This window comes from Maribacter arcticus (assembly GCF_900167935.1).
Classification (GTDB): Bacteria; Bacteroidota; Bacteroidia; order Flavobacteriales; family Flavobacteriaceae; genus Maribacter; species Maribacter arcticus.
In genome coordinates this window covers 110,376-135,139 of the sequence record NZ_FUYL01000008.1, presented here as the reverse complement: position 1 = coordinate 135,139, position 24,764 = coordinate 110,376, and the positions used below count along the sequence as shown (strand labels likewise).

Below are 24,764 nucleotides of genomic sequence, written 5' to 3'. Positions count from 1 at the left end.
GGAAATCATGAAGTTGGATATTTTAGTTTTTGGAGCGCATCCTGATGATGCAGAACTTGGGGCAGGTGGTACAATTGCTAAAGAAATAGCCTTGGGTAAAAAAGTAGGTATAGTTGATTTAACCCGTGGCGAATTGGGCACAAGAGGTTCTGCGGAAATTAGGGATAAGGAATCTGCTGCTGCGGCAAAAGTTTTAGGTGTAGCGGTACGAGAAAATTTAAGATTTAGAGATGGTTTTTTTATCAATGATGAAACCCATCAATTAGAAATCATTAAAATGATTCGAAAGTACCAACCTCATACGGTTTTGTGCAATGCTATTGATGATAGACATATCGATCACGGTAAGGGAAGCAAATTAGTAAGTGATGCATCTTTTTTAAGCGGATTAAGGCGTATTGAAACCAAAATAGGAGGGGAGAATCAAGTAGAATGGAGACCTAAACTAGTTTACCATTATATACAATGGAGAAATTTAACTCCAGATTTTGTGGTTGATATAAGTGATTACATTGAAGTAAAAACAGATGCCATTTTAGCTTATACTTCTCAATTTCACGATCCTAATAGTAATGAGCCAGAGACACCTATAAGTAGTAAAACTTTTATTGAAAGCGTTCATTACAGGGCTAAAGACTTAGGTCGTTTAGTAGGTGTAGATTATGGTGAAGGTTTTACTGTTGAAAGAATGATAGCTGTCGACTCGCTAGAACATTTAATTTAAGCAGACTTTTTAGTTGGCTCTATAACTCTTGGTATGGTGAAATAGAAACTCGAACCTTTACCAAGGGCACTATGAACCCATATTTTACCTTTGTTTTTCTCAACCATTTCTTTACATAAAGACAAACCTAAGCCTGTTCCTTTTTCGTCGTTTGTACCATAAGTGGTATGGGTAGAATCTTTTCGAAAAATTTTACCCATAGTTTCTTCGGACATACCCATACCATTATCCTTCACGTAAATTTCGCAAGTTTTTAGTTTTTGAATAGCACCAATAATAATTTGCCCGTTATTAGGTGTAAATTTCAAGGCATTACTCAATAAGTTTCTAATGATAATATCAACTTGATTTGGGTCTGACCAAATTTGACAATTAGCCTCAACTCTATTAATTAGTTTAATAGATTTTGATTCTGCTATTTCAGATAAAAGCACCATATTCTCTTCAATGATGTCTTCTAGATTAGTCGTCGTAGGTCTTGTGGTAGAACCATTCATTTGGGTTTGTCCCCACGATAATAAGTTATTTAAAGTGAATGAGATAGAATCGATATCTACTTTAAGTTTAGGTACGAAATTTAAGAATTCATCTTTCGTCATTTCACCTTCCTTAAATAACTTTAGAAGACCTTGAAAGGCACCAATTGGGCCTCTTAAATCGTGTCCAATAATAGAAAATAATTTATTCTTAGTTTGATTTAACTCGTTGAGATAGGCCTGTTTCTCCTCTAAGTCAGATTTATTTGAACGCAATTCTAAATTTAATTTTTTCTGAGTCTGTTCGTTTCTATGTATGATAAAAACAATTATAGCGAAGATGATTAGGATAATTACAAATACATAGATGTAAATATTTCGCTTTGCTAAAGCCTTTTCGTTTTCTAATATTAATTGTTGTTTTTGCTGGTCATATTCCATTTTCGTCTTTAGCATATTTAAAGCCTTTTCATTTCCTGCTTTTGCTAAAGATTCTGAGGTTACTTGATATATTTCATGATACCATAATGATTTTTCGTATTCTTTTTTATTTTTATAAATTTCGAATAATTGGTAGGTACAATCCTTTATTCCTGTGCGTAGGCCTATTTTCTTCGATAATTCAAACGCATTTAAAGCATATACCTCTGCAACACTATCCTTTTTTAGGTTTAAAAAGGCTTGGGTCATACCATTTAACAAATCAATTTCACCTCTGTCATCTTCAATTTCTTGATGTAGTAACTCACTTTGTTTGTACCAATAAAGAGCCCAAGTGTTTTTTCCTTTTTTTAAGTAAATTTTGCCTTTAACCTCATAACAGTATGCCAACCAATCAAGTATCTTTTCTTTTTCAAAAATGGCTATACTGGTATTGATATTGAACATAGCATACTCAAGTTCATTCATTTCAGCATACGTAGAAGCTATGTTACTCATGGTTTCGGCCATGAAAATAGGATTATCGATTTCTTTATTGATTGCTTTCGCTTTTTTAAAGAAAACCATAGCATGATCAAAATCTTTTTGCTCAAGGTATAGGTGAGCTATGTTTTCATTTACTATTGATAATAATTTTTTATAATCTAATTCTTCTGCAATCTCAATAGCTTCTAAATATCTTTTTAAAGAAAGTGCATAATCACCTTTATAACCGTATTCTTTAGCTAGGTCATTTAAGGCACTGACTTTTAAATGAAGATTATTATATTGACATGCTAGCTCGTAAGCTTTTATAAAATATGAAATGGCTTCGTCAATTTTACCTTTGTCCGAATAGTAACCGCCTATATTAGAATATGAAGTAATTATACCATTTATATAATCTGCTTTTTTACTTATAGTAAGACCTTCTTTACTTAACGATAATAGGCTGTCTAAATTATGAAAACGATATTCAGTTGCAAGCATTGTAAGGTTATTAATATAAAGGGTATCCTTCGAATTTTTATGTAGTAATACTTTGCTTTGATTTAATAGTTTTAATAAACTATCTCTTTTTGAAACTTGAGCTGATAAAGTACTGGAGGATAAACTGAAAAGGAAAAATACAAGAAGGTAGCCACTAATTAGGCTGTAGGGTAAAAACGTTCTCGAAATATTACTAAACATAGATAATCTCTACTATTGAATTCCTAAATTTAGAGTAGAACTTAAGGGATTAGCAATTATTGTTGTGAAACGTCAATTATTGTGTGTTTTAACGACTTAAAGATGTAGTTCATCGATATATTATTGTTTTAATGTATAATTATTAGCGAAATTGGTCCTATTGAAGACTAGATTAATAGTTGAATTTTAATGTGCTAATAATACATTATAAAGTAGAAAAATTTATTTAAATGGTTGGCAAAGGTAGTTCTATAATAAAGTGACTTCCTTTATTGATTTTACTTTTAACAAATATTTCTCCGTTATTCTTTACTATCATTTCTTTTACCAATCGTAATCCAAGGCCTGTGCCTTTTTCTAAATTGGTGCCCGCTGTCGATATATGTTCGGTGTCTTTAAATAATTTACTTATTGTCAACTCACTCATTCCCACACCGGTATCAGAAATTTCAATTAACAAGCTAGCGTCTTTTATTTTAGAGGTAATGGTGATTTCACCTTCGTTAGGGGTGAATTTTATGGCATTACTTATTAAGTTTCTGAAAATCACATTAAATTGGTCGAGGTCTGCAAAAGCGAAATGGTTGTCGATTATTTGGTTGTCGATTTCAATGTATTTCTTTTTAATTTCTTTACTAAAGAAGTGTAAGATATTCTCTATTTCATCGCTTATAGGAATTCTTTCTAATCTCATTGAACTCCCCATCATTTGGGTTTTACCCCAATGCAGGAGGTTGTCCATTGTAAACTGTACCTGTTCTAAATCTTCTCTTAATTGAGGAGCAAATTTTTCAAAATACATTTTGCCATCAGGGTCTTCAATATATAAGGTGAGTAATTCCTTTAATGAAATTATAGGCCCACGTAAGTCATGACCTACTATAGAAAAAAGCCGATCTTGATTTCTATTTATATTAGAAAGGTTTTTTTGATTTTCCTTTAAAACAATAGCTTGATTCTCCAGTTTCTTGTTTAATAATTTTTCTCTTTTATTAGAATTTAAAATTATCAAGACTATTACAAATGATGTAAATAGTGCTGCTAGCGACCATTTTACATATTTGCGTTGTTGTGCTATAGCTAAGCGATTTTTTATAGCTAAATTTTCTTTCTCCTTCTCGATATTTAATTTTGCATTTTGCAAAATTAAATATCTTATATTTTTTTCCTTATTGATATTATTGGCTAGATTTTCGGCTAATTCCAAATAAGCTAATGATTCTGAAACTTTTTTTTGATTTTTTTTAATTTGGTATAACAACCGATTAACCCTTTCTAAACCTGAATTTAGCTTAAAGGATTCATAAAGTATCTTACTCTCATTAACAAATTCCTCGGCTTCAACACTTTTTCCTAAACCAAAATTTGCTTTGGCTAATCCGTAATTTATATCTGCCCTTCCTTTTATATCATTTAATGATTTGTGTAAGAGTAGTGCTTTGTCATAATTAACTATCGCTTCATTATAATTGTTCAATTTCAAATTTAATTGACCCAAAGTAGTATGGCTAAATGCAAGCCATTGATTAATTTTTGCTTTTTCAAAGTATGCTATACTTTTTAATAGTAAAGTTTTCGCTTTTTTAAAATCTTCCTTCTGGGTGTACAGATAACCCAAATTACTTGACACCATAGCGTTCATTTCTGCATCTTTAAGCGTTTCTGAGATCTTAAATGCTTTTGTATAAAATACCATAGCTTCATCATAATCTTGAAGGAGATTGAACATAGTGCCTAAATTCATGTTCATTCTAAATTTATAAGAATCATCATGATACTTTTCACTGAGCGATATAGCATTCAAAAAATGAGAATAGGTTAAAGGATAATCTTGTTTAATAAAATAAGCCTGTCCCAATTGATTATGAACCTTCATCTTGTTTTGCGGAAAATTGGATATTTCTGCGGTTTCTAAAACTAAATTACCGTATTCTATAGCTTTAACAGTATTACCACCATATAAATGAAATGCGGAAAAATTAGTCAAGGCTTCCAATTCCCCTTTCTTGTAATTAAAATTCTTGCTCAACTGGAGGGCTTTTTTTGATAATGACTCCATCGAATCCAATTCTGTATATCTTAATCTATAGGATAATTCGTTTAAAAAATCAATATATGTGATGTTGTTTTCAGAAAAATTTGAACTAGAGGTAAGTTCTATTATTTTTTTTTTATAAAACTGAATACTATCTACTTGTGCAATAATCGTATTCATATTAAGACAAACAAATGCGAAAAGAAATAAATTGTTTTTAATTGTGGGTTTAAAATGCATTTATTGTCAGGGGTATAATAAAGTAAGCTTCTAAATATAGTTTAACAATTTAATTAGAAAAATGTTATGTAGCGTAAAAATTGAAATATTTATTCAAATATCATTTATTATTTGTGAGTACTATTTAAAAAATTTACATTTGCACTCGCTTACAAATGGTGGTTGTAGCTCAGCTGGTTAGAGCATCGGTTTGTGGTACCGAGGGTCGCCGGTTCGAACCCGGTCTTCCACCCTAAAGCAAACTAAAAGTCTTGGATTTATTCCAAGACTTTTTTGTTTTAATTTAATTTGTAAACAAAGTATTTTCAAATAAAAAAGGCCTGTTAAACAGTTAGTTAACAGGCCTTTTTTATAATTTAAAAATTATTTCGTTGGTTTGTCAACTATAATTTTTTGCTCTCTATTGGCAATCTCCCAGGCAGTATAAAAAATTAGTCGGGCCCTGTTTTGTAATAAATCATAATTTATTTTATCTGGTGTGTCACTTGGTCGATGATAGTCGTCGTGAGTGCCATTAAAATAAAATATAATAGGAATATTGTTTTTAGCGAAATTATAGTGGTCACTTCTGTAATAGAAACGATTAGGATCGTTTTCATCATTATAGGTATAATCTAATTCTATATTTGCAAATTTCTTATTCACATCTTCTGAAAGATTATGAAGCTCTGAGCTCAATTTGTCTGATCCAATAAGATAAATATAGTTACGGTCTCCTTCGCGAGTTGGGTCTATTCTGCCTATCATGTCAATATTTAAGTTTGCAACTGTATTAGCTAAAGGAATAATTGGCTCCATATCTGTATAATATTGAGAACCTAGAAGTCCTTTTTCCTCACCTGTAACATGTAAAAATAGTATTGACCTTTTAGGTCCTTTACCAGCATCTGCTGCTAATTTAAATGCCTCTGCAATTTCTAATAAAGCCACAGTGCCAGAGCCATCATCATCGGCTCCATTATTTATTTCGCCATTTGGCGAAATACCTATATGGTCTAAATGTGAAGATATTACTAAATATTCATCTGGTTTTTCTGTTCCTTTAATAAATGCAGCTACATTCTCTGAAGTGATTTGATTGTTAGAACTTTTAAAACTTAATTGCAAATCCTTGGTAAGTACTTTAGAGGCTTCATCAGTATCAATTGATGATAATATGTCTTTAGCTAAGACTTGATCTATGAATAAGCTATAAAACTCAACTGCGCTATTATCAACAAGTTCCATTCGGCCATTGTTATTTGATTTCATAGACTCGAACCTACGTTTAAATCTGTTAAAGTTGTCGGTATCGTAATAAAGAATTCCTGTTGCACCTTTATCAACTGCTATTTGAATTCTTTTTGTAAGTGATTCAGACATGTTACTCCAGAGAGAAGCTTCGGTAGTTCCTGAAATTTTGTAAGTACCATCTGCGTTTTTAGGTTCTCCTGCCTTAAGTAATACAATTTTTCCTTCTACATCAATGTCGTTGTAGTTTGAGTAATTTGGTTCTTCGATACCATACCCGACATATATAATCTCATTAGAAGAAGTATGGGCTGCAGAAAAAGTTAAAACATGCTCGCCAATTGGAAAGTCTTTACCTTCTAAACTTAATTTACCTATTGGTAGTTTACTTATTTCTAATGGAACTTCTTGAAAATAGTCACCGTTGGCTTTCGCAGCAGGAATTTTTAATTTTTCATATTCCGCCTTAATATATGCTATTGCCATTTTTTGACCTGGCTCACCAGTTTCTCTTCCTTCAAATTCATCTGAAGCATAGGTGAATAAATGTTCTTTTAATTCATTCTCTGTTATTGATTCAGCAAAAGTAATTTCTGAAGCTTCTTCTGAAACAGCTTCAGAAGTTGCTTCTTTAAGCGTTTTTTGAGAAGAGTTACATGATAGGGCCAAAGTGACCAATAAGGTTAGTGCTTTTTTCATTTTATCTTTTAATCAAAATTTCCCAAAAATAATCAAAAGAAAACTACTATTGGTTGTCAACAAGAAGAATCGGCAATGATCTTCCATTCTCCATTTATTCTTTTAAAAATAATCATGAACGTTCCTGTTGCATCGCCAATTTCGCGTGTTAAGTTGTATTCTCCCATTACAAAGTAAGAATCAGAAGATATAGCAGAAATCTTTGCTATAGTAAACTTTAAGGTGCCTGAATAAGACTTTTCAGGATAACTTTTTAAATAACTATTTAGTGTGGTTTCCCAACCAGATTTCAGCTTTTTGCTACTATAAAAATAAAGTGAATCTGATTTCCAATAGCCACCCATAAAACCTTTTATATCATGATTATTCCAATCTCTTTCTTGTTGATTTAAGATGGACATAATCTCTTCATGGTCTTGTTCTATTGAATTCTTTGAAGAGCATGAACTTAAAAGGACGATAGTAATACAAAGTAGTATGGCTTTGATTTTCATAGATAGCTATCACATTAAAACGTATTTATATCGAAAGACTGATAAAGGCATGTAATATTCAAAACTATCTATTACATAGCATATTCACAATAACATCTAATATGAATACGGTCGTTTATTTAAGATAGTTCATTTTTTATTTTAAGGCCTCTTTTATTGCAGCTTCTACTAAAGGTTCCATGACCTTATAGCCTGCAACAGTTGGGTGAACTTCATCTTCAGCATATTTTTTAGGTAATCCGTTACGTTCATCAACCATGGCGGAGAAATAATCTAAATAAATATGACCATTTAATTCTGCATACTCCTTAATCATTTTATTTAGGGAGATAATTTTACCAGAAGGTTCTAAACCTGGTTTCCATGGGTAATCATATGCAGGTAGGGTAGAAGACAAAATAACCTTGATGTCGTTGGCTTTTGCCATTTCAGACATTCCTTTAATATTATCCATAATCATTTCTAAGGTTGAAGGGCCTGTATTTCCAGCAATATCATTAGTGCCAGCTAAAAGAATCACAACCTTCGGATATAAATCAATTACATCTTGTCTAAATCTCACCAACATCTGTGGAGTAGTTTGACCACTAATACCGCGATTAACATAAGGTTTATTTGCAAAGAATTCTGGTCTAAGGTTTAGCCAACCAATAGTAATCGAATTCCCCATAAATAAAATACGATTTTCATTTTCTTGTACACTTGGTAATTTTGTGTTTTCTTCTTTAAAACGATTTAAGTCTGCCCAATCTTGTGATTGTAAATTAGCTAGTCCAAAAAGAGATAACATACAGGCTAGTATTATTTTATTTAATTTTTTCATTTTAAGGAATAGGGTTATGAGTTTTGAACTATGTTTTTTTCTTCTGAGGTTAATGGTAAGCTATTAACTATGTTTTCTTTATTCGGTTTCTGTACAAATAAATAAGCTAATAAACATATAGAGATTACAACTGGTAATGCGTTACCAGTACTATAATAAACAAAAAGTCCTAGAAAAGCAGGAATTTCAATTAGAGCATACTTAAGATGCAATGCAGATTGGTATTTTTTCAATTTGTCGACTAATTGGTTTTCTATCTTAATTCTAGCTGTCATTTTTTTGAAAATCATTTGACTTCCAAAATAACCCAATAAGGCGAGAACAGGAATTAGATATAAATATACATTATCACCATTAGTACTAGTATTGAAACTGTTAATTTGAATAATGACCCAAATCGTAAAAATACTTAGGCCTACGACTAAAAACAAATGCATGACTTTTAGGCTTTTAATAAAGTTCTTTATTTCCATATAAATTTTAAAATTCTAAGATACTATAAATAAAAATTAGTTCAAATCTAACTAGATAATTGTAACTTAATTTAGAGTCAACCACTGTTTTAGAATCTCTATCTTTGCGCACTATGAAAAAAATATTTGCTTTCTTCTTTATTCTAGGATTGCTTCACAGCACATATAGTCAAGTAGAGCAAGATAAGGTGCTTCACTTTCTTGGTGGTAACCTATATGGTTTAGTAGGCGCAGGAGTAGCTAGTCAAATTTCAGATGGCGATAGAACTTGGACGTTTATAGGGGCTATAGGAGGTAGTTTACTCATTGGCTTGGCAAAAGAAAGTATTGACCAAAAGCAATATGGTGGTTGGGACAATGCCGATTTGTTGGCTACTGTGTTAGGCGGAGCTACAGTGGGTGTTACCATAGATATTTTTAAAAAAAGAAAGCAGCGCAAACGAGATAAGCTTTTTAAAGATGCTGTCGGATATTCTGAATTAGAAATAAAAAAAACATTCCTAATAGAAAACGCTGAAATTAATTCTTTGTCTTTATTAGGAATGTCTAAAACTGTAATGGAAAAGTAAACTTATACGTTAGTATTTTGCACTCTTACCATTTGTGATAGTTTTTTCGATAAAATCGCGAATATCATCATTTGCAGTTTTAAGATCTTCTCTTCTTAAATACATCATGTGACCAGAACGATACCCTTTAAAGCTAAACCTATCCTTCATTCTTCCGCTTGGATCTACTTGCCACATTAGGTATTTAGCGTTAAAATAAGTTGTAGCACCATCATAATAACCTGATTGTACCATTACGTTTAAATATGGATTTTGTGCCATGGCCTGTCTTAGGCTTTCACGGGTATTCTCGTCAGAGTTGTCCCAAGGATGCACAGGTCCGAACATATTATATTTTACATCGGTCTTAAACTTCAGTTCTTCTTGCAAGTAATAGTTTATTGCTGGGGTAAAACTATGCAGCCAAGAGGTCAACTCAGAATTGTAATCAGGTCGCATGCCCAAAAGCTGCTTATCCATGCCTAAATATCTTGAATCCAATCTTCCAACGGTATAACCGCCTTTTTCCTTTAATAAATTCTTCCAGAAAAAGGAGGTAGGTACAGATAGGTTTTGGTCTATTATATCTTTCGTTTCCAAGCCGGAGTAATAAGACATCTTTTTAGCAATGGTTGTTTTTTCTTGATCAGATATAAATCCTCCTTTTGCCAGTGCAGGAATCAAGGTATTAATTGTATAGTCTTCGGATTCTGGGAGAATATCCAAAAGGTCTTTCCCTTGTAATTCAGCTGGTAATGCTTTGTGATGCCAAGCCGCAGCCGTAAAATAAGGAAGATTTATTGCTTCTGCTACTGGGCCTTCGTTTCGTAAAATTTTATAATCGGCAGGAGATACTAGAATTACACCGTTTAGGTACATCCATTGCTTATTCTGCAGTTCTAATGAAAGACCCATAACCCTTGGGCCACCATAACTTTCGCCAATTAAATATTTGGGCGAACTCCATCGGTTGTTACGGGTTACAAACGTATTCAGCCATTCTGCCAAATAAGTAATATCTGCGTTGATTCCGAAGAATTTTTTACGGTCTACTTCATCCCCAGATTCAGGAATTGTTCTAGAATAACCAGTATTTGCAGGATTCACATAGACAATATCCGCAATATCAAGAACTGAAAACGGATTTTCATTAACTCCGTATGGCTGAACTGGATAGCCTTCATCATCGATTTTTAATATTCTTGGACCTGTGTATGCAAGGTGCATCCAAACAGACCCAGAACCTGGTCCGCCATTAAAAGAAATTAATAGTGGTCTAGCAGCGCGATCTTTAATGTTATTTCTTGTGTAATAGGTGTAATGTAATGAAGCAATAGGTTTTGCATTTTCATCCCACACAGGTTGAGTTCCTGTTTGTGCTGTATAAGAAAAAGTTGCGCCATTAATAGTAGCATTATGCTGTGTAGTAATAACGGTGTCAATTGGCAATGTCCTAGACTGTGCCAAGCCGATGGTAGTTATCAAACAAATGGATAATTGTAAAATTTTTTTCATGGTTTTCTGAAGTTCTGTTGATAAACGAAAATAAGAATAATACCGTTAACCCTAGTTTTAGAATAGTTGAATAATCTTAAATTATTATTTCATTAATTCAAGTGATTTTTTAACCATTAAATCATTGACAATGCAATTAAAATTTCTCAAAAACGCCTAAACCGAATAAAGCAAAATCATATTTAACTGGATCTAATGCATCCAGTTTTCTTAGATTTTTATCTAGTTCGGCCAATGCTTTGGCATCATTTTGTTTTCGCTTTAACAAACCAAGTTTACGCGCGACGTTACCGGAATGTACATCTAAAGGGCAAGACAATTTTGAAGGATTAATGTTTTTCCAAAGACCAAAATCGACACTAGTTGAGGCATCTCTGACCATCCAACGTAAAAACATATTTATTCTTTTAGCCGCAGAACCTTTTAAAGGGTCAGATACGTGCTTGGTAGTTCGCTGTTCAAAGGGTAGTTCAAAAAACAATTCTTTAAATTTAGATATAGTCGGTTGTAAAGAACTCTTTTGTTGGTGGTCAGTAAATATCCCCTCTAATCCATTATGATTTAAATAAATATTTTTAAGACTTTGAACAAAATATGTCAAGTCAGTGCCATTGAAAGTTCTGTGAACAAAATGTACCAAAACATCTAAATCATCAATGCTATGGTTTAATATGAAGTCATGTGGACTATGTCCCATCAATTCCATTAATTTGTGAGAATTATTGATGATACTTTTTCTATTACCCCAAGCTATTGTAGCAGTTAAAAATGCACTAATTTCTACATCTTCTTTAGTTGTAAATAGGTGTGGTATTTGAATGGGGTCTGTCTCTAAAAATTGAGGGTTATTGTATTGAATAACCTTTTCATCTAGAAATACTTTTAATTCAGTTTTTGTCATTCTAATGGAATATCTAATAGCTTTACCAATAATAAAGGTATTATTAATACCATGTTGTAACAGGCATGTAGAGCCATTGACCAAAATAAACCAAACTTTACACGAATATACCCTAACAGAAAACCTACGCTTATTTGTGGCGCAACAAGTAAAGGAGAAAGTAATAATACCTGCGTTGTCAATTCAAAATTGCTAATATGAACAAGACCAAAAGCAATTGTGAAAATGTATAAAACAATTGGGAAATATTTAGAATTCTTGAAAAATATTAAAGGACCACGAAAAATTAGTTCTTCAAAAAAAGGAGCAACTATAACGGCTAAGAAAAAAATTTTAATCTCTGAATTATTATTAAACAAATCATCTATGGCATGTTCACCTACTTCAATATTAAATATGTGTTGAATTACGCTCGCTAAAATGAGCAAAATTATACTTGAGCAAAGTGCAAAAACTAATAGTATAGCAAATAACCTCAATTTGTCTGAGGTCTTTGAATTCACATCTTGTGCGTAAATAGGTTTTTTAGCAAATACAATAAGTTCTGGAAGCATATGGTTGTTGTTATGCTTCTATTATTGCTTTATCAACGATTTTACCATCTACCATAGTTAATTTACGATCTGCCATTTCAGCTAATTCTTCATTATGCGTGACAATGACAAAAGTTTGTCCGAATTTTTCTCTTAATTCAAAAAATAATTTATGAAGATTATCTGCACTTTCAGAATCTAGATTACCACTAGGTTCATCTGCAAAAATGATAGAGGGGTTGTTTATTAAAGCACGGGCAACAGCTACTCGTTGTTGTTCCCCGCCTGATAATTCTGACGGTTTATGATTAAATCGGTGAGATAACCCTAGGAAATCTAATAATTCTTCAGCTCTTTTTTCAGCGTCAGACTTAGGTGTTTTTTTAATGAATGCAGGTAGGCAAACATTCTCAAGGGCAGTGAATTCTGGCAGTAGTTGATGAAATTGAAATATGAAACCTATATGTTCATTTCGAAATTTAGCTAGCTCTTTATCATTAAGGTTTGTAGTTTCAATATCATTTATTAATAAAGTACTATCGCTTTTATTTGATTGTACATCTAAAGTTCCGAGAATTTGCAATAATGTAGTTTTACCTGCACCCGATGCTCCTACAATAGAAACTATTTCACCTTTTTCAATATGGAGGTCTACACCTTTTAAAACCTCTAATTCTCCGTAATATTTATGAATGTTAGAAGCTTTTATCATGTATTCGTTTAATTAAATTTCTAATGTCTTCAAAATTAATGAAAAACGAGCACGAGAGAAATAGTATTATCAATTATACTTCGGCAAATAAGAACTTTGATCCAGTGAATTTCAAAATGAGTAATTTTGTATTTACTATTTGTGAAATATTTAAGGCTGTTGAAGAAAGAATAGTTTAGTTTTGTTCAGCTAAAATACAATTTGATTAAACATAAAATATAATATATGTCTCCTTATAGAAATTTAGAAGAATATAATCTTGAAATAACCGATGAAGTACGAAGTATGTATTCTTCTATTATTAATGAAATTGGTGAAGATATAAGCAGGGAGGGATTAGTAAAAACTCCCGAACGTGCTGCCAAAGCTATGTTGTTTTTAACCCAAGGGTATCAACAAGACGCCGTTGAGATATTGAAAGGGGCTATGTTCAAAGAGTCTTATGATGATATGGTTATTATAAAGGATATTGAACTTTATTCTTTATGCGAACATCACATGCTTCCTTTTTTCGGTAAAGCACATATTGCATACATTCCCAATGGTCATATAGTTGGTCTTAGTAAAATACCACGTGTAGTTGATGTTTTTGCAAGAAGACTACAGGTACAAGAACGTTTAACCCATGATATTTTAGAATGTATTAATAATACATTACAGCCTAAGGGTGTTGCAGTGGTTATTGAAGCTTCGCACATGTGTATGATGATGCGTGGAGTGCAAAAACAAAACTCTGTAACTACGACTTCTGGCTTTAGAGGTCAGTTCGAAAAAATTGAGACAAGAAATGAATTTCTTAAATTAATAAGTTCCAAACTTTCATAAAACACACTATTTTTAGTATTTATTTATTTTAAAATTTTGGCATCTTTGTTGCTTTCCAATTAAAGAATAACTAATTTTTAAGGATGTCAATTTTAAAGAATAAAAAATATAAGCAACTTTTAATGGGGTTGCTTTTTGATGGTATAGGAATGCTGTCATTTATTATACCATTCGTAGGTGAATTTTCAGATATTGTTTGGGCACCACTCTCTGCTTGGTTAATGACCAGAATGTATAAAGGCAAAGTTGGGCAGGCTGCTGGTATATTTACCTTTGTTGAAGAAATTATACCGGGTTTTGACATTATACCATCATTTACATTAATGTGGTTATATACCTATGTATTTAAAGGAGTCAAAAAAGGGCAGACCATTGAAGTTTAAATATCATACATTTTCTAGCCAAATAACTTAACTTTATCTCAAATCTAGCATGTTTTGAAGAGAAGAAGTTTTGTTGCAAAATCAGGTTTAGGTACACTAGCTACTTTACTTGGTGTTGAAATTGTTTATAAAGAGTTGATACCTAAAGGGTATATTCCGGTAGCACTACAAGAGATAGATCCATTCGCCTTATTTAAAAAAGATGAAGCCATGGTCGTTTTAAACGATAAGCCATGGAATATGGAGGCACAGGCTTATTTGCTAAACGATCGTGTTACTCCGAATAAATATATGTTCATTCGTAATAATGGACTACTACCCGAAAAAATTGAAGAAAGTTCTTGGAAACTTAAGATTGATGGTGAATCGGTAGTTGAACCTAAATCTTATTCTCTATCCGATTTAAAAACCAAGTTTAAACATTATAGCTACCAGCTCACATTAGAATGTGGTGGTAATGGTAGAAGTGAATTCAATCCGCCAGCGAAAGGAAATCAATGGACTATTGGAGCAGTTTCTTGTGCTGAGTGGACGGGAGTTCGACTTAAGGATGTTTTAGCTGATGCAGGAATAAAAGATGATGCTGTTTACATTGGATATCACGCAGCTGATATGCATTTAAGCAGAAACCCTACTAAAGAACCTATTTCAAGAGGAGTGCCTATGTCTAAGGCATTACAAGAGGAAACATTATTGGCTTTTTCTATGAATGGAGAAGCTATACCATTAGCACATGGTTTTCCATTACGATTAGTTTGTGGCGGTTGGCCAGCTTCAACTTCAGGTAAATGGTTACACACCATTAGCATTAGAAATAAGGTGCATGATGGTGAAAAAATGCAAGGAAGTTCTTACCGAGTACCTTGTGAAACTGTAGCCCCTGGTGAAATTGTTGCAGATGAAGATATGTGTATTATTGAATCTATGCCTGTAAAATCATTAATTACATATCCAAAATCGGGAGCAATAATTAATGAAGGAAAAACGGTGAGAATAAATGGGCATGCATGGGCAGGTGAGCTCAATTTAAGTAAGTTAGAGTATTCTACTGATTACGGAACTTCATGGAAAACTGCCACTTTAGAAAAAGCTATAAATAGATTGGCTTGGCAGCATTTTAATGCAACGGTATCTTTTCCTAAAAAAGGCTATTATGAAATTTGGGCTAGAGCTACTGATTCTAAAGGGAATAAGCAACCGATGGTTTTACCTGGATGGAATCCTAAAGGTTATTTAAATAATGCCTGTCATAGAATTGCTATAAAAGTCGTGTAATGCAGGAAAAAGAAAATAACGATGGAATCGTTTTTAAACCCATATTTAAGGTCGTGTTATTGATTTTTACAAGCTTCATTATTTTTGGGGCTTTAGCGATTATTTTTTACGGACCAAGACAAACACAAGTTGATATTACCGAAATAGATCCAGAATTATTAGAAAATGGTGTTCATGTTCGAACAGGATTGATTGAAGCTGACGGATTACAAACAGTGATAACGAACTGTACTACGTGTCATTCATCTAAGCTGATTATTCAAAATAGAATGGGGGAGGAGCAATGGAATGCAACCATACGATGGATGCAGAAAACCCAAGGATTATGGCCATTAGGTGAAAACCAAAAAGTGATTGTAGATTATTTAACGAAAAATTATCCTGTTTTAGAAAAAGGAAGAAGGCCTCCGTTGACTGATATTGATTGGTATCCATTAGAGGGTAAGTGATTTATAAATGTTCAAAAAAGCCCCGTATATATTTTAAAAAATATATACGGGGCTTTTTACATCCTATATTTTAATATTATAGAGGTACACTAATTCCAAGATTAATATTTCTTCCAATATTTGATATGCCATCACTCTTCAGTCTCGACAAGTGTGAAATATATTCTTTGTCCAAAACATTATTAGCACTTAACTTAAAATCAATTGGTTGATTGGAAATTGTAACAGTAGCTCCAAATCCTAAATTTAAAAGCGAATACCCATCTGTAGTAGTTTCAAAATCACTTACTTTATTTTGGGCGAAGTACGATTTCAAAGTCAGGAAACCATAGCCGTTATTAAAGTCCTTATTAATCTTACTAAATTCAAATCGTAAGGTATTAGCCCAATTGTTTGCAGGTATTAATGGTAAATTACCATCGTTTTTCAACTGACCGGTTACGGTAGAAAAATTACTTTCCATATGTAACCAATCTAATGGGTGTGGATGATAATGTAGACCTGCTTCGCCACCAAACAAATTAGCATCTTGTTGTTGGTAAAGGTATACGGCATTACCATCTACGGCAGTACCATTTGGTTCTAAATAAATATAATCTGAAATAGAATTATAGAACCCATTTACATAAAATTCAAAATGCTCATTCTTAAATTCTAATGATAAATCTGTTTGTACATTTCTTTCATTATTTAAATCGGCATTTCCAATTTCATATCGATTTGTTCCTTCGTGTGCACCATTTGAAGTTAACTCGGCCAAGTTAGGTGCTCTAAATCCTGAGGCGATATTTAAACGGGTAATAAAATTTTCAGAAACATCTACCTTATATCCTGCAGCGAGATTAAAACTATTGAAATTTCTATCTACAGCTTCAATATAGTTTTGATCACCAACAAGGCCATTTTCATTTGAATCAATGGTTCTTTTATCATAACGTACTCCAAGTTGTATATCACTTTTGTTCAAATGAATATGTGATGTGGCCAAAAGTCCGATATCGTTGGTTGTGGCATCAGGTATTAAAACCTCTTCACCAAAGTTGCTATTATTTTGGTTCATTCCTTGTAATCCGATAATTGTCTCAACAGCTCCTATTTTAGCCAAATTGTATTGAAGGTTGTAACTAAAGGTTTCTAATTTCATGTCTAATGCAGGCGCTTCTCCTTCTTCATGCTCCTCTCCCTCTATATTCCCTTCCGAACCATGTTCATGGTCTTCAAATTCTTTTCTATCATTTCTAGTAAAACCTAAAATAGCTTGAAGGCTAGAATTGTTGAAATAAATATTTGATTTCGAACTTAAGATATGACTAGTAATATCTTGAAATGGTTCTATAGCAGATCGTTCAGTTGATTGTTCTCCTATTTCTTCGGGTATACCCAATTCAGAATTATTATAATTGTAACGTAGCTCAGTTTTAAAATTAGTGAGTTGATATGCTAATCCGGTTTTTAAATCTTTTTCATTAAACCTAGAATTTGTTACTCGTTCATTATTTCCAGTTTTATAATCTACATGTGAGCTTCCACCGAAGCGAATTAAGAATTTTAATTTTTCAGAAGAAGCTTTAAATCCGCCATTTCCATTTAAACCTTCGGTATTGGTGAAATAATTTAAGTTTATATCACCTTCTACATCATTGGAGTTCGCAAATTTTTCAGGATTTAAATATAGTACACCACCAAGGGCATCAGAACCATATAACAAAGATGCTGGCCCTTTTATGACTTCAACACTTTCTATACCTGCATCACTAATTCCTAATCCGTGTTCATCACCAAATTGTTGGTTTTCTAAACGTATACCTTGTGTGTAAGTCAAAACTCTATTAGAACTTAGGCCGCGTATAACAGGTTTTCCTATTCCCACTCCGGTAGAAACACTTTCTACACCAGGAATAGCAGTAATACCTTCGGATAAATTAATAGCTCCTGCAGATTTTAAATCCTTTATACTAGTCCTATCTACTTTCATGACATTTTCTCGCTGCAATTTGTGAAAGGGAGTAGAAACAATAACCTCCTCCATTTCTATAGCGCTAGACATAAGCTCAAGTGATAATTGGGTGGATGGCTCTAAAAGCTCAACAGTTTGCGAATAGGTTTGAAAACCTATATAAGAAATTACGATTTTAAACTTTCCGGATGGTAAATTGTTGATCTCAAAGAATCCTTCAGCATTGGTAACAGTACCTTTTTCTAATTGAGGAAAATATATAGATACCTGTTCTAGAGGTGTTTGGTCCTCTTGATTTGTAATGCTACCTTTTAATGTGTTTTGGGCAAATGTAAATTGAACTAACAATGCCAATAGCATCGTTATATAAATATTTTTCATATAAAATTGTATTAAGGTTTATAGACTTCAGCTTGTTAAAAAATAATTAACAAGAAGGAGGACCTCTTAATACAAAATGAAGTTGTTGATACTTACTTAAAAAGTAGTAGTTGTTTATAATAGCCTCGGTAATAGGAGTTAGTTGAATAAACTGCGGGTAATCAAATTCTGGATAATATAAGGAAGATAGTTGATAGTGCTCAAAATCACAATCGAACTCAACAGCATGAACATGTAATTCTTTAGATGTACAGTGAAATTCTTCATGCTCGTTTAAAGCGTGAGATATTTTCACAAAATAAGGACCCAACAGGCTAGCCATTAAGATAATGGCAACTATTGGATAAACTATTTTGTACCTCAAAAAATTCATATTTACAAATCTAACTAATGCATGCAGGTATAAACTGTTAATGAACTCTTAAATTAATTGAATAAAAAACCTAAGCCGATTCGTTTCAACATTTTTTTTTCAAAAGCCCAAAAGAATTTAGATTGACCGAATAACCATCCATAAATTACAAGCAGAATTTGATAAAAAGGAAAAATAAGGATAATTCTAAAAAACCAATAGATAGTCGTACCCCACCACGCGTCTGGAAAATTTGATTGTTGTAAACCTATAAGATTTAAGAATGGTTTAGCTACATAAACTGAAGATGAGCCAGTTATCGCGAAAACGAAAAAAATGATTATTAATTGAAAATTACTGGAAATACCCCAGCGTTCTTTTAATTTTTGCATAAAAATTTTTAAAGCCAGTAAATATACTTTTTATATGCGTGGGATAAAAGGACCCAATCGTTGATTGTACTTTCTTTGAAAATAGATAAAGTAATTATAGAGTTTATAATTTACCTCATAACCATAATCTATATTTTTAATATAATCAATCTGAAGCTCATATAAATTTGGGCTATATCGCATGGGTTGTAATACTCTTTGGTTCCATTCTAATACCATTAAGTAATTGCGATTTTCTAGAAAATTTTGAGAATAATATCCTTCAGGTTTCGCTATTGAGTTTAGCCATGTATAAAAACCTGGTTCAATTATTATAATTTCATACTCAGTTTTATCACTTGAAATAGTTATCGTATCGCCTTCAACTTGTTCGAAAGCTACTTTTTCATCATTTGAAATAGCTAATGATTCCTTTGTTGACCCACAGCTAATTAAAACCAAGGCAAAAATAAAGATGATAATGAAATTAAGTAGGACGGATTTATTCTTTCTCTTTTTCATGAAAAATAAGATACAAAAAAGCCGCTTGCATCTGCAAGCGGCATATGTTAAATAGTATACAACTTTTATTTACCGAAAAGTCCACCTAAAAGACCTGCTAATCCACCTTTTTTCTTACTGCCACCCATTACCATGCCAGCAACATCATCTAAAACGCTACCATCGCCATCAGCATCTAAAAGTGTTGTAATCAAACTCTGATTTTCTTGTGGTTGTCCACCCAGCATACTTCCTAATAAGGCATTCATGCCTGAAGAATCACTAACATTACTTTGAGCCGTTTGTTTACCAATCATACCCATTACAATTGGAGCGGCAATTTTAAGTATTTGAGCTATTGAACCTGCATCAAGTCCAGATTTTTGACTTAGGGCATTTTCAACATTTGCTTGTTTACCGCCAAAAACATGTCCTAAGATACCAGCACCGTCTTGCATTACATTATCATCTACACCACCATTGAAAAGTCCACCAAGGTTATCCAAGATGCTACCATTGTGTTTGCTTGAAAGCGCATTTATCAATCCTGCGGCTCCTTCTGGTGAAGATGCATTCTTTTTCATTGCACCTAGTATTAATGGCATTGCCATGCTCAATACATCAGCGGTTTTGTTTTCAGGTTGATTTGTTTGTCCTGCAACGCCACTAATCAATTGCTTGCCCATTGGGCTGTTTAATAAATCTAATAATCCTGCCATTCTAATAGTTAATTTAATGTTTATGCTGTAAAATACGAAAAGAGTTATTAAAATATGCTATAAAGCACCTATTTTAATAATGTGATAATTTGTTCAGCCAATTCTGATCCAATTCTCTCTTGAGCTTCTAATGTGGCAGCACCAATATGAGGAGAAAGAGATATACTAGGGTGCATAAGAATTTTCATTTCAGGTTTTGGTTCTGACTCGTAGACATCAAGGCCAGCAAATGATACCGTTCCATTTTCAAGTGCTTCTACTAAAGCTACTTCATCAATTACACCACCACGAGCAGCATTTACAATGCCCACGCCTTTTTTCATTTGTGATAATTCTTCCTTGCCGATAACATAGCTTTTTTGATCAGGTATGTGTAATGATATATAATCGGCATTTTTTATCAATTCAGACTTTTCAGTGTTCTTCAATGCGAAGGTTACTTTTTGCCCATCAAAAAATGTTAGCTCAATAGTTGCATTCGAAACTTCAGGATCACAATAAACAACATTCATACCTGCCCCAATACCAAGTTTTGCAGTGGCTTGACCTATATTTCCAAATCCAAAAATACCTAGAGTTTTACCTCTTAATTCGGTGCCTTTTGAATAGGATTTTTTTAACTCTTTAAAATTACTGTCACCTTCTAATGGCATATTTCTATTGGCATCGTATAAAAATCGAACACCTCCGAAAAGGTGAGCGAATACTAATTCGGCAACTGACTCTGATGATGCTGCAGGAGTATTGATTACATGAATATTCTTAGACTTTGCATAGGCAACATCTATATTATCCATACCAACACCACCACGACCAATAAGTTTTAATGTAGGACAAGCGTCAATTAATTCTTTTCTAACTTTAGTTGCGCTACGAACCAATAAAGCATCAATTTTATGTTCATTTATATAATTGGCTAATTGTTCTTGTGCCACAGTGGTAGTTAAAACCTCAAATCCGGCCTTTTCCATCATGGAAATACCATTAGTGGAAATACCATCATTAGCTAAAATCTTCATATTATTATTTCTTATTTAATGATTGAGTGAAAGTCGGTTCACGATTTCAATGATTAACAGTTTAGTTAATTATCCTTTTCGTTCCATTTCACTCATTACGTCTACCAGCACACCTACGCTTTCTAAAGAAAGTGCGTTATACATGCTAGCTCTGTACCCACCAACTGAACGATGACCGTTTAGGCCATTAATACCAGCTTCCTTCAACATATTTTCGAAAGTAGTTTTTAAACTTTCATCGGTTAAGTTGAAAGTTGCGTTCATTAGTGATCGATCTTCAATATTGGCATATCCTTCAAAAACAGGGTTTAAGTCAATTTCAGAATATAACAATCTGGCTTTCTTTTCATTAATCTCCTCAATGGCAGCGATACCACCAAGATTTTTAAGCCATTCTAGTGTTAACATTGAAGTGTACACAGGAAAAACAGGAGGCGTATTAAACATGCTGTCTTTGCTTATATGTACCTTATAATCTAACATAGAAGGGATTTTTCTAGAAACTTTACCTAATATATCTTCCTTTACAACAACTAAGGTAACACCTGCGGGACCCATATTCTTTTGGGCACCAGCATAAATTAAGTCGAATTGAGAGAAATCTAAGCTTCTTGAAAATATATCAGAACTCATGTCGCAAACCAATGGAGCATCAGTTTTTGGAAATTTCTTGAATTGGGTTCCGAATATGGTATTGTTAGATGTAATATGTAAATAGTCAAGACCATCAGGTACTGAATAACCCTTTGGTATGTATTTGAAATTTTCGTCTTTAGATGAACCAACCTCAACAACATCACCAAATAATTTAGCTTCTTTAATTGCCTTGTCACTCCAAGTACCGGTATTTAAATAACCTGCTTTATTTTCTAAAAGATTATAGGCTACCATTAAAAATTCAAGACTTGCACCACCATGCAGAAAAAGGGCTTGATATCCCTTATCGGTTAAATCAAGTAATTCTAATGCTAATGATCTTGCGTTTTCCATTACTGCAACAAAATCTTTGCTTCTGTGTGAAATTTCTATAAGTGAAAGTCCAGAGCCATTGAAGTCCATAACGGCTTCAGAAGCCTTTAACAATATTTCTTTTGGTAATATACAAGGGCCAGCGCTAAAATTATGTATTTTCATTTTGAATGTAATTTAAGGATGCAAATGTCAGGATTTTTTCAAGATTTTGCGATACAGAAAGGTATTTAATTCTATGATGTTCTCAACAGGAAATTAACCGTATCGATTCCATCTGCATAATCACTTAACGATGGTTTTTGGGTTTGCCCGAATACTATTTCATTATCTATAAATCCTGAAGATACAATACACTGTATATTATCTTCTTCTAATTTCAGTTTTGCTTTTAATTCTTCTGAATTGTTATAATGCTCATAGAAAAGCGATGCAATAGGGGAGCCATAGCTTTTTTCTTCCTTTAAAATAAGAAAGCCATTATCCAGTATTTTAAACTCGCTCATTAGATACACGGCCTTGTTATAATCATAATTATTAGCATATTTATTATGATTGATAATATCGTTATGAGGAAACATTGCTTTGAAAAAAGTATCTATGTTATAATCGTTTGGAATAAATATTTTAGATACACTTCTACAACCAAGACCGAAATATCTAAAAATATCTTCACCTAAAGCGGTCAGCTCTTCCCCCGATTCTTTTCCATTCAAAACGGCAACAGAATTTCTATTTTTTCTAATAATGTGTGGTTTTTTACCAAAATAGTATTTAAAATACCTTGCTGTATTATTACTACCTGTTGCAATAACAGCATCATAATGTTCAAGCTTCTCTTTTGTGAAAGTTACCCTTCCTTCAAAGTATGGCTCTATACTTTTTACATAATCTATTAATAATGGAATTAACTTTTGGTCATTACTTGACAGTTTTACCAATGCCTTATTACCAGTAACTAGCACACATAAAAGATCATGAAACCCAACTAGAGGAATATTGCCAGCCATAATTAGGGCAACGACTTTTTCTTTGTTGATGGTTAGGTTGTAATTTTCACACCATGCTTCGAGATTTTCTCTTGTCAATAAATTTCCCCATTCTTGAAATGCATGAATGCAATTCTCTTCTGAGAACCACCCATTATAATGTTGGGCCATTTCAATTTCAGTTTTAAATCTTGCGGTCCATTTATGATTTAAATGTTCAGAATTGTTGTCTGATGTTATAAATTCACAAAATGTTCTTAGAAAATCTCCAAGTTTAACAAAAGCTTCTATAGTAAGGTTGTGATGGGTCATTATATTTGTATACTCAATTAGTAGGGATTACCTTTGTGCAAAAATAAGCATGCCCGTTCTTTTTTGGGCATTTTAATGTAGAAGAAATTATGGCAATTATAATAACTGACGAATGTATCAATTGTGGGGCTTGTGAGCCAGAATGTCCGAATACCGCAATTTATGAAGGTGCTGATGAATGGCGTTACAGCGATGGTACATCATTAGAAGGTAATGTGGTTTTGCCTAATGGTAAAGGGGTAGATGCAAATGAAGTTCAAGTGCCTATTAGTGATGAAGTTTACTATATATCGCCAGATAAATGTACAGAGTGTGTGGGTTTTCATGAAGAGCCACAGTGTGCTGCTGTATGCCCGGTTGACTGTTGTGTGCCTGATGATGATCATGTAGAATCAGAGGAAGTGCTTTTAGCTAAGCAACGCTTTATGCATCCTGAATAAGGAGTATTTTTCAACTATTTTTTTTGGCAGACATATACATTCGTATCAAAAGCATAGGTTTCTCTATCCATAATTTCTAAAATTTTAAATCCGGAATGCTGTAATGCTTCGGTTATTTCTTTTACGGTAAAAACTCTAAATAGAGTTGAGTCTTCACCCAATACAATTTTTTCGGAATCTTTTAATTGGTAATAGGTAGATTTCCAATCAATTAGATGATAATTATTGTTTTTGTTTTTAACCCAATAAGAATCTCTTTCAAATTGTTTCTTATTGTAGGTTGATTTATGAACCACACTGCTATTCTTTAGAATATAGGGGATAAATAAATCTGCATGGATACAATCAAACATAAAAAGGCCTTTATCTTCAAGCGCCGTGTGTGCAGATTTAAAAGTTTGTTTTAAATCTGTACTATTGAGTAGATAGCTAGTTGATCTTCCTGTTATAAGAATGTTGTCAAACTGTTTAACAAAGTTTAACTGCCGCATATCACCTTGAATGAAATTTCCTGCTGGAAATTTTTTCTTTGCAATATTGAGCATTGATTCGCTAAAATCTAAGCCAACATACGTGCTGAAATCTGTAGTAAAAGATTTGGCTAAATTACCAGTGCCACATGCAATTTCTAATATTCGTTTTGAATTAGAGCCATTGCACAAATTCTTGTAAAATTCATATTCAGCCTTATAATCAATAAAACCTTGATAAATTTCATCGTAAACCCAGGCTAGGTTTTCATTGTATAACTCACCCATAGTACAAAAAAAAGCTACCTAAATATAGGTAGCTTTCTTCCAATAAACTA

At 32.8% G+C, this 24,764-nt stretch carries 26 protein-coding genes and 1 tRNA gene; 8 read left to right on the top strand and 19 right to left on the bottom strand.

The features are described 5' to 3' along the window. The first annotated feature begins 7 nt into the window (after positions 1–7). Positions 8–724: a bacillithiol biosynthesis deacetylase BshB1 gene (gene bshB1 / locus B5X55_RS13280; protein WP_079513118.1), complete on the top strand. Its 717-nt coding sequence runs from the start codon at positions 8–10 to the stop codon at positions 722–724. On the opposite strand, the gene B5X55_RS13275 is transcribed toward bshB1, so the two are convergent. Together B5X55_RS13275 and B5X55_RS13270 are read right to left on the bottom strand one after the other, a co-directional pair. After that, positions 721–2,610 carry a tetratricopeptide repeat-containing sensor histidine kinase gene (locus B5X55_RS13275; protein WP_234999735.1) on the bottom strand — a complete coding sequence of 630 codons (1,890 nt, stop codon included), beginning with the start codon at positions 2,608–2,610 and terminating at the stop codon, positions 721–723. The two genes, bshB1 and B5X55_RS13275, sit on opposite strands and share 4 nt — an antisense overlap. A gap of 427 nt (positions 2,611–3,037) precedes the next feature. Continuing rightward, positions 3,038–5,026: an ATP-binding protein gene (locus B5X55_RS13270; protein ID WP_159447547.1), complete on the bottom strand. Its 1,989-nt coding sequence runs from the start codon at positions 5,024–5,026 to the stop codon at positions 3,038–3,040. A gap of 217 nt (positions 5,027–5,243) precedes the next feature. Here B5X55_RS13270 and B5X55_RS13265 point away from each other — a divergent pair. Further along, positions 5,244–5,319 (top strand) — tRNA-His (locus tag B5X55_RS13265). A 130-nt stretch (positions 5,320–5,449) separates the two neighbouring features. Here the strand turns inward: B5X55_RS13265 and B5X55_RS13260 are convergent. The 4 genes from B5X55_RS13260 to B5X55_RS13245 all read right to left on the bottom strand — a co-directional run bounded on the left by B5X55_RS13260 (position 5,450) and on the right by B5X55_RS13245 (position 8,769). Then, on the bottom strand, positions 5,450–7,015 hold the full coding sequence (locus B5X55_RS13260) for a M28 family peptidase (RefSeq protein WP_079513115.1): 1,566 nt from the start codon (positions 7,013–7,015) through the stop codon (positions 5,450–5,452). Positions 7,016–7,071: 56 nt separating this feature from the next. Beyond that, positions 7,072–7,509, bottom strand: a complete 438-nt coding sequence (locus B5X55_RS13255) for a YybH family protein (protein WP_079513114.1) — start codon at positions 7,507–7,509, stop codon at positions 7,072–7,074. Between the two features lie 136 nt (positions 7,510–7,645). After that, on the bottom strand, positions 7,646–8,332 hold the full coding sequence (locus tag B5X55_RS13250; protein WP_079513113.1) for an SGNH/GDSL hydrolase family protein: 687 nt from the start codon (positions 8,330–8,332) through the stop codon (positions 7,646–7,648). 14 nt (positions 8,333–8,346) lie between these two features. After that, the gene (locus B5X55_RS13245) at positions 8,347–8,769 is read right to left on the bottom strand and encodes a hypothetical protein (RefSeq protein ID WP_143814501.1); all 423 of its coding nucleotides are present in this window, start codon (positions 8,767–8,769) and stop codon (positions 8,347–8,349) included. A gap of 149 nt (positions 8,770–8,918) precedes the next feature. Here B5X55_RS13245 and B5X55_RS13240 point away from each other — a divergent pair, with 149 nt between their 5' ends. Next, entirely contained in the window at positions 8,919–9,374 is a 456-nt protein-coding gene (locus B5X55_RS13240) for a hypothetical protein (RefSeq protein WP_200811615.1), read from the top strand. A gap of 9 nt (positions 9,375–9,383) precedes the next feature. On the opposite strand, the gene B5X55_RS13235 is transcribed toward B5X55_RS13240, so the two are convergent. The 4 genes from B5X55_RS13235 to B5X55_RS13220 all read right to left on the bottom strand — a co-directional run bounded on the left by B5X55_RS13235 (position 9,384) and on the right by B5X55_RS13220 (position 13,014). Continuing rightward, complete coding sequence (locus B5X55_RS13235; RefSeq protein WP_079513111.1) at positions 9,384–10,868, bottom strand: S10 family peptidase; 1,485 nt, start codon at positions 10,866–10,868, stop codon at positions 9,384–9,386. A 136-nt stretch (positions 10,869–11,004) separates the two neighbouring features. After that, complete coding sequence (locus B5X55_RS13230) at positions 11,005–11,769, bottom strand: TIGR02757 family protein (RefSeq protein ID WP_079513110.1); 765 nt, start codon at positions 11,767–11,769, stop codon at positions 11,005–11,007. Beyond that, on the bottom strand, positions 11,766–12,323 hold the full coding sequence (locus tag B5X55_RS13225) for a CPBP family intramembrane glutamic endopeptidase (protein WP_079513109.1): 558 nt from the start codon (positions 12,321–12,323) through the stop codon (positions 11,766–11,768). Before B5X55_RS13225 ends, B5X55_RS13230 begins: the two co-directional genes overlap by 4 nt. Positions 12,324–12,333: 10 nt before the next feature. Next, a complete protein-coding gene (locus tag B5X55_RS13220) occupies positions 12,334–13,014 on the bottom strand; it encodes an ABC transporter ATP-binding protein (protein WP_079513108.1) in 681 nt (226 codons plus the stop codon). Positions 13,015–13,239: 225 nt separating this feature from the next. Between B5X55_RS13220 and folE the strand changes: the two genes are divergently transcribed. The 4 genes from folE to B5X55_RS13200 all read left to right on the top strand — a co-directional run bounded on the left by folE (position 13,240) and on the right by B5X55_RS13200 (position 15,946). Beyond that, a complete protein-coding gene (gene folE / locus B5X55_RS13215; RefSeq protein ID WP_079513107.1) occupies positions 13,240–13,839 on the top strand; it encodes a GTP cyclohydrolase I FolE in 600 nt (199 codons plus the stop codon). A gap of 83 nt (positions 13,840–13,922) precedes the next feature. Next, positions 13,923–14,222, top strand: a complete 300-nt coding sequence (locus tag B5X55_RS13210) for a hypothetical protein (RefSeq protein WP_079513106.1) — start codon at positions 13,923–13,925, stop codon at positions 14,220–14,222. A gap of 54 nt (positions 14,223–14,276) precedes the next feature. Continuing rightward, positions 14,277–15,497 (top strand): sulfite oxidase, encoded by a 1,221-nt coding sequence (locus tag B5X55_RS13205; RefSeq protein ID WP_079513105.1) that lies wholly within the window; start codon positions 14,277–14,279, stop codon positions 15,495–15,497. Beyond that, positions 15,497–15,946, top strand: a complete 450-nt coding sequence (locus tag B5X55_RS13200) for a hypothetical protein (protein ID WP_079513104.1) — start codon at positions 15,497–15,499, stop codon at positions 15,944–15,946. The genes B5X55_RS13205 and B5X55_RS13200 overlap by 1 nt, the downstream gene beginning before the upstream one ends. 76 nt (positions 15,947–16,022) lie before the next feature. On the opposite strand, the gene B5X55_RS13195 is transcribed toward B5X55_RS13200, so the two are convergent. The 8 genes from B5X55_RS13195 to B5X55_RS13160 form a co-directional block, all read right to left on the bottom strand. Then, on the bottom strand, positions 16,023–18,284 hold the full coding sequence (locus B5X55_RS13195; protein WP_079513103.1) for a TonB-dependent receptor: 2,262 nt from the start codon (positions 18,282–18,284) through the stop codon (positions 16,023–16,025). A gap of 46 nt (positions 18,285–18,330) precedes the next feature. After that, positions 18,331–18,648 carry a hypothetical protein gene (locus B5X55_RS13190; protein WP_143814500.1) on the bottom strand — a complete coding sequence of 106 codons (318 nt, stop codon included), beginning with the start codon at positions 18,646–18,648 and terminating at the stop codon, positions 18,331–18,333. A gap of 62 nt (positions 18,649–18,710) precedes the next feature. Beyond that, positions 18,711–19,028 (bottom strand): DUF6787 family protein, encoded by a 318-nt coding sequence (locus B5X55_RS13185; RefSeq protein ID WP_079513101.1) that lies wholly within the window; start codon positions 19,026–19,028, stop codon positions 18,711–18,713. A gap of 30 nt (positions 19,029–19,058) precedes the next feature. Next, positions 19,059–19,529 carry a DUF6146 family protein gene (locus B5X55_RS13180; protein WP_079513100.1) on the bottom strand — a complete coding sequence of 157 codons (471 nt, stop codon included), beginning with the start codon at positions 19,527–19,529 and terminating at the stop codon, positions 19,059–19,061. A 65-nt stretch (positions 19,530–19,594) separates the two neighbouring features. Continuing rightward, entirely contained in the window at positions 19,595–20,227 is a 633-nt protein-coding gene (locus tag B5X55_RS13175) for a DUF937 domain-containing protein (RefSeq protein ID WP_079513099.1), read from the bottom strand. A gap of 68 nt (positions 20,228–20,295) precedes the next feature. Further along, positions 20,296–21,246, bottom strand: a complete 951-nt coding sequence (locus B5X55_RS13170; protein WP_079513098.1) for a D-2-hydroxyacid dehydrogenase — start codon at positions 21,244–21,246, stop codon at positions 20,296–20,298. Between the two features lie 69 nt (positions 21,247–21,315). Beyond that, positions 21,316–22,380 (bottom strand): 3-phosphoserine/phosphohydroxythreonine transaminase, encoded by a 1,065-nt coding sequence (serC, locus tag B5X55_RS13165; protein ID WP_079513097.1) that lies wholly within the window; start codon positions 22,378–22,380, stop codon positions 21,316–21,318. A gap of 71 nt (positions 22,381–22,451) precedes the next feature. Then, a complete protein-coding gene (locus tag B5X55_RS13160) occupies positions 22,452–23,516 on the bottom strand; it encodes an acyl-CoA reductase (protein ID WP_079513096.1) in 1,065 nt (354 codons plus the stop codon). Positions 23,517–23,605: 89 nt separating this feature from the next. Between B5X55_RS13160 and B5X55_RS13155 the strand changes: the two genes are divergently transcribed. Next, entirely contained in the window at positions 23,606–23,956 is a 351-nt protein-coding gene (locus B5X55_RS13155) for a 4Fe-4S dicluster domain-containing protein (protein WP_079513095.1), read from the top strand. A gap of 14 nt (positions 23,957–23,970) precedes the next feature. On the opposite strand, the gene B5X55_RS13150 is transcribed toward B5X55_RS13155, so the two are convergent. Next, a complete protein-coding gene (locus B5X55_RS13150) occupies positions 23,971–24,714 on the bottom strand; it encodes a class I SAM-dependent DNA methyltransferase (RefSeq protein WP_079513094.1) in 744 nt (247 codons plus the stop codon). Positions 24,715–24,764: the final 50 nt, after the last annotated feature.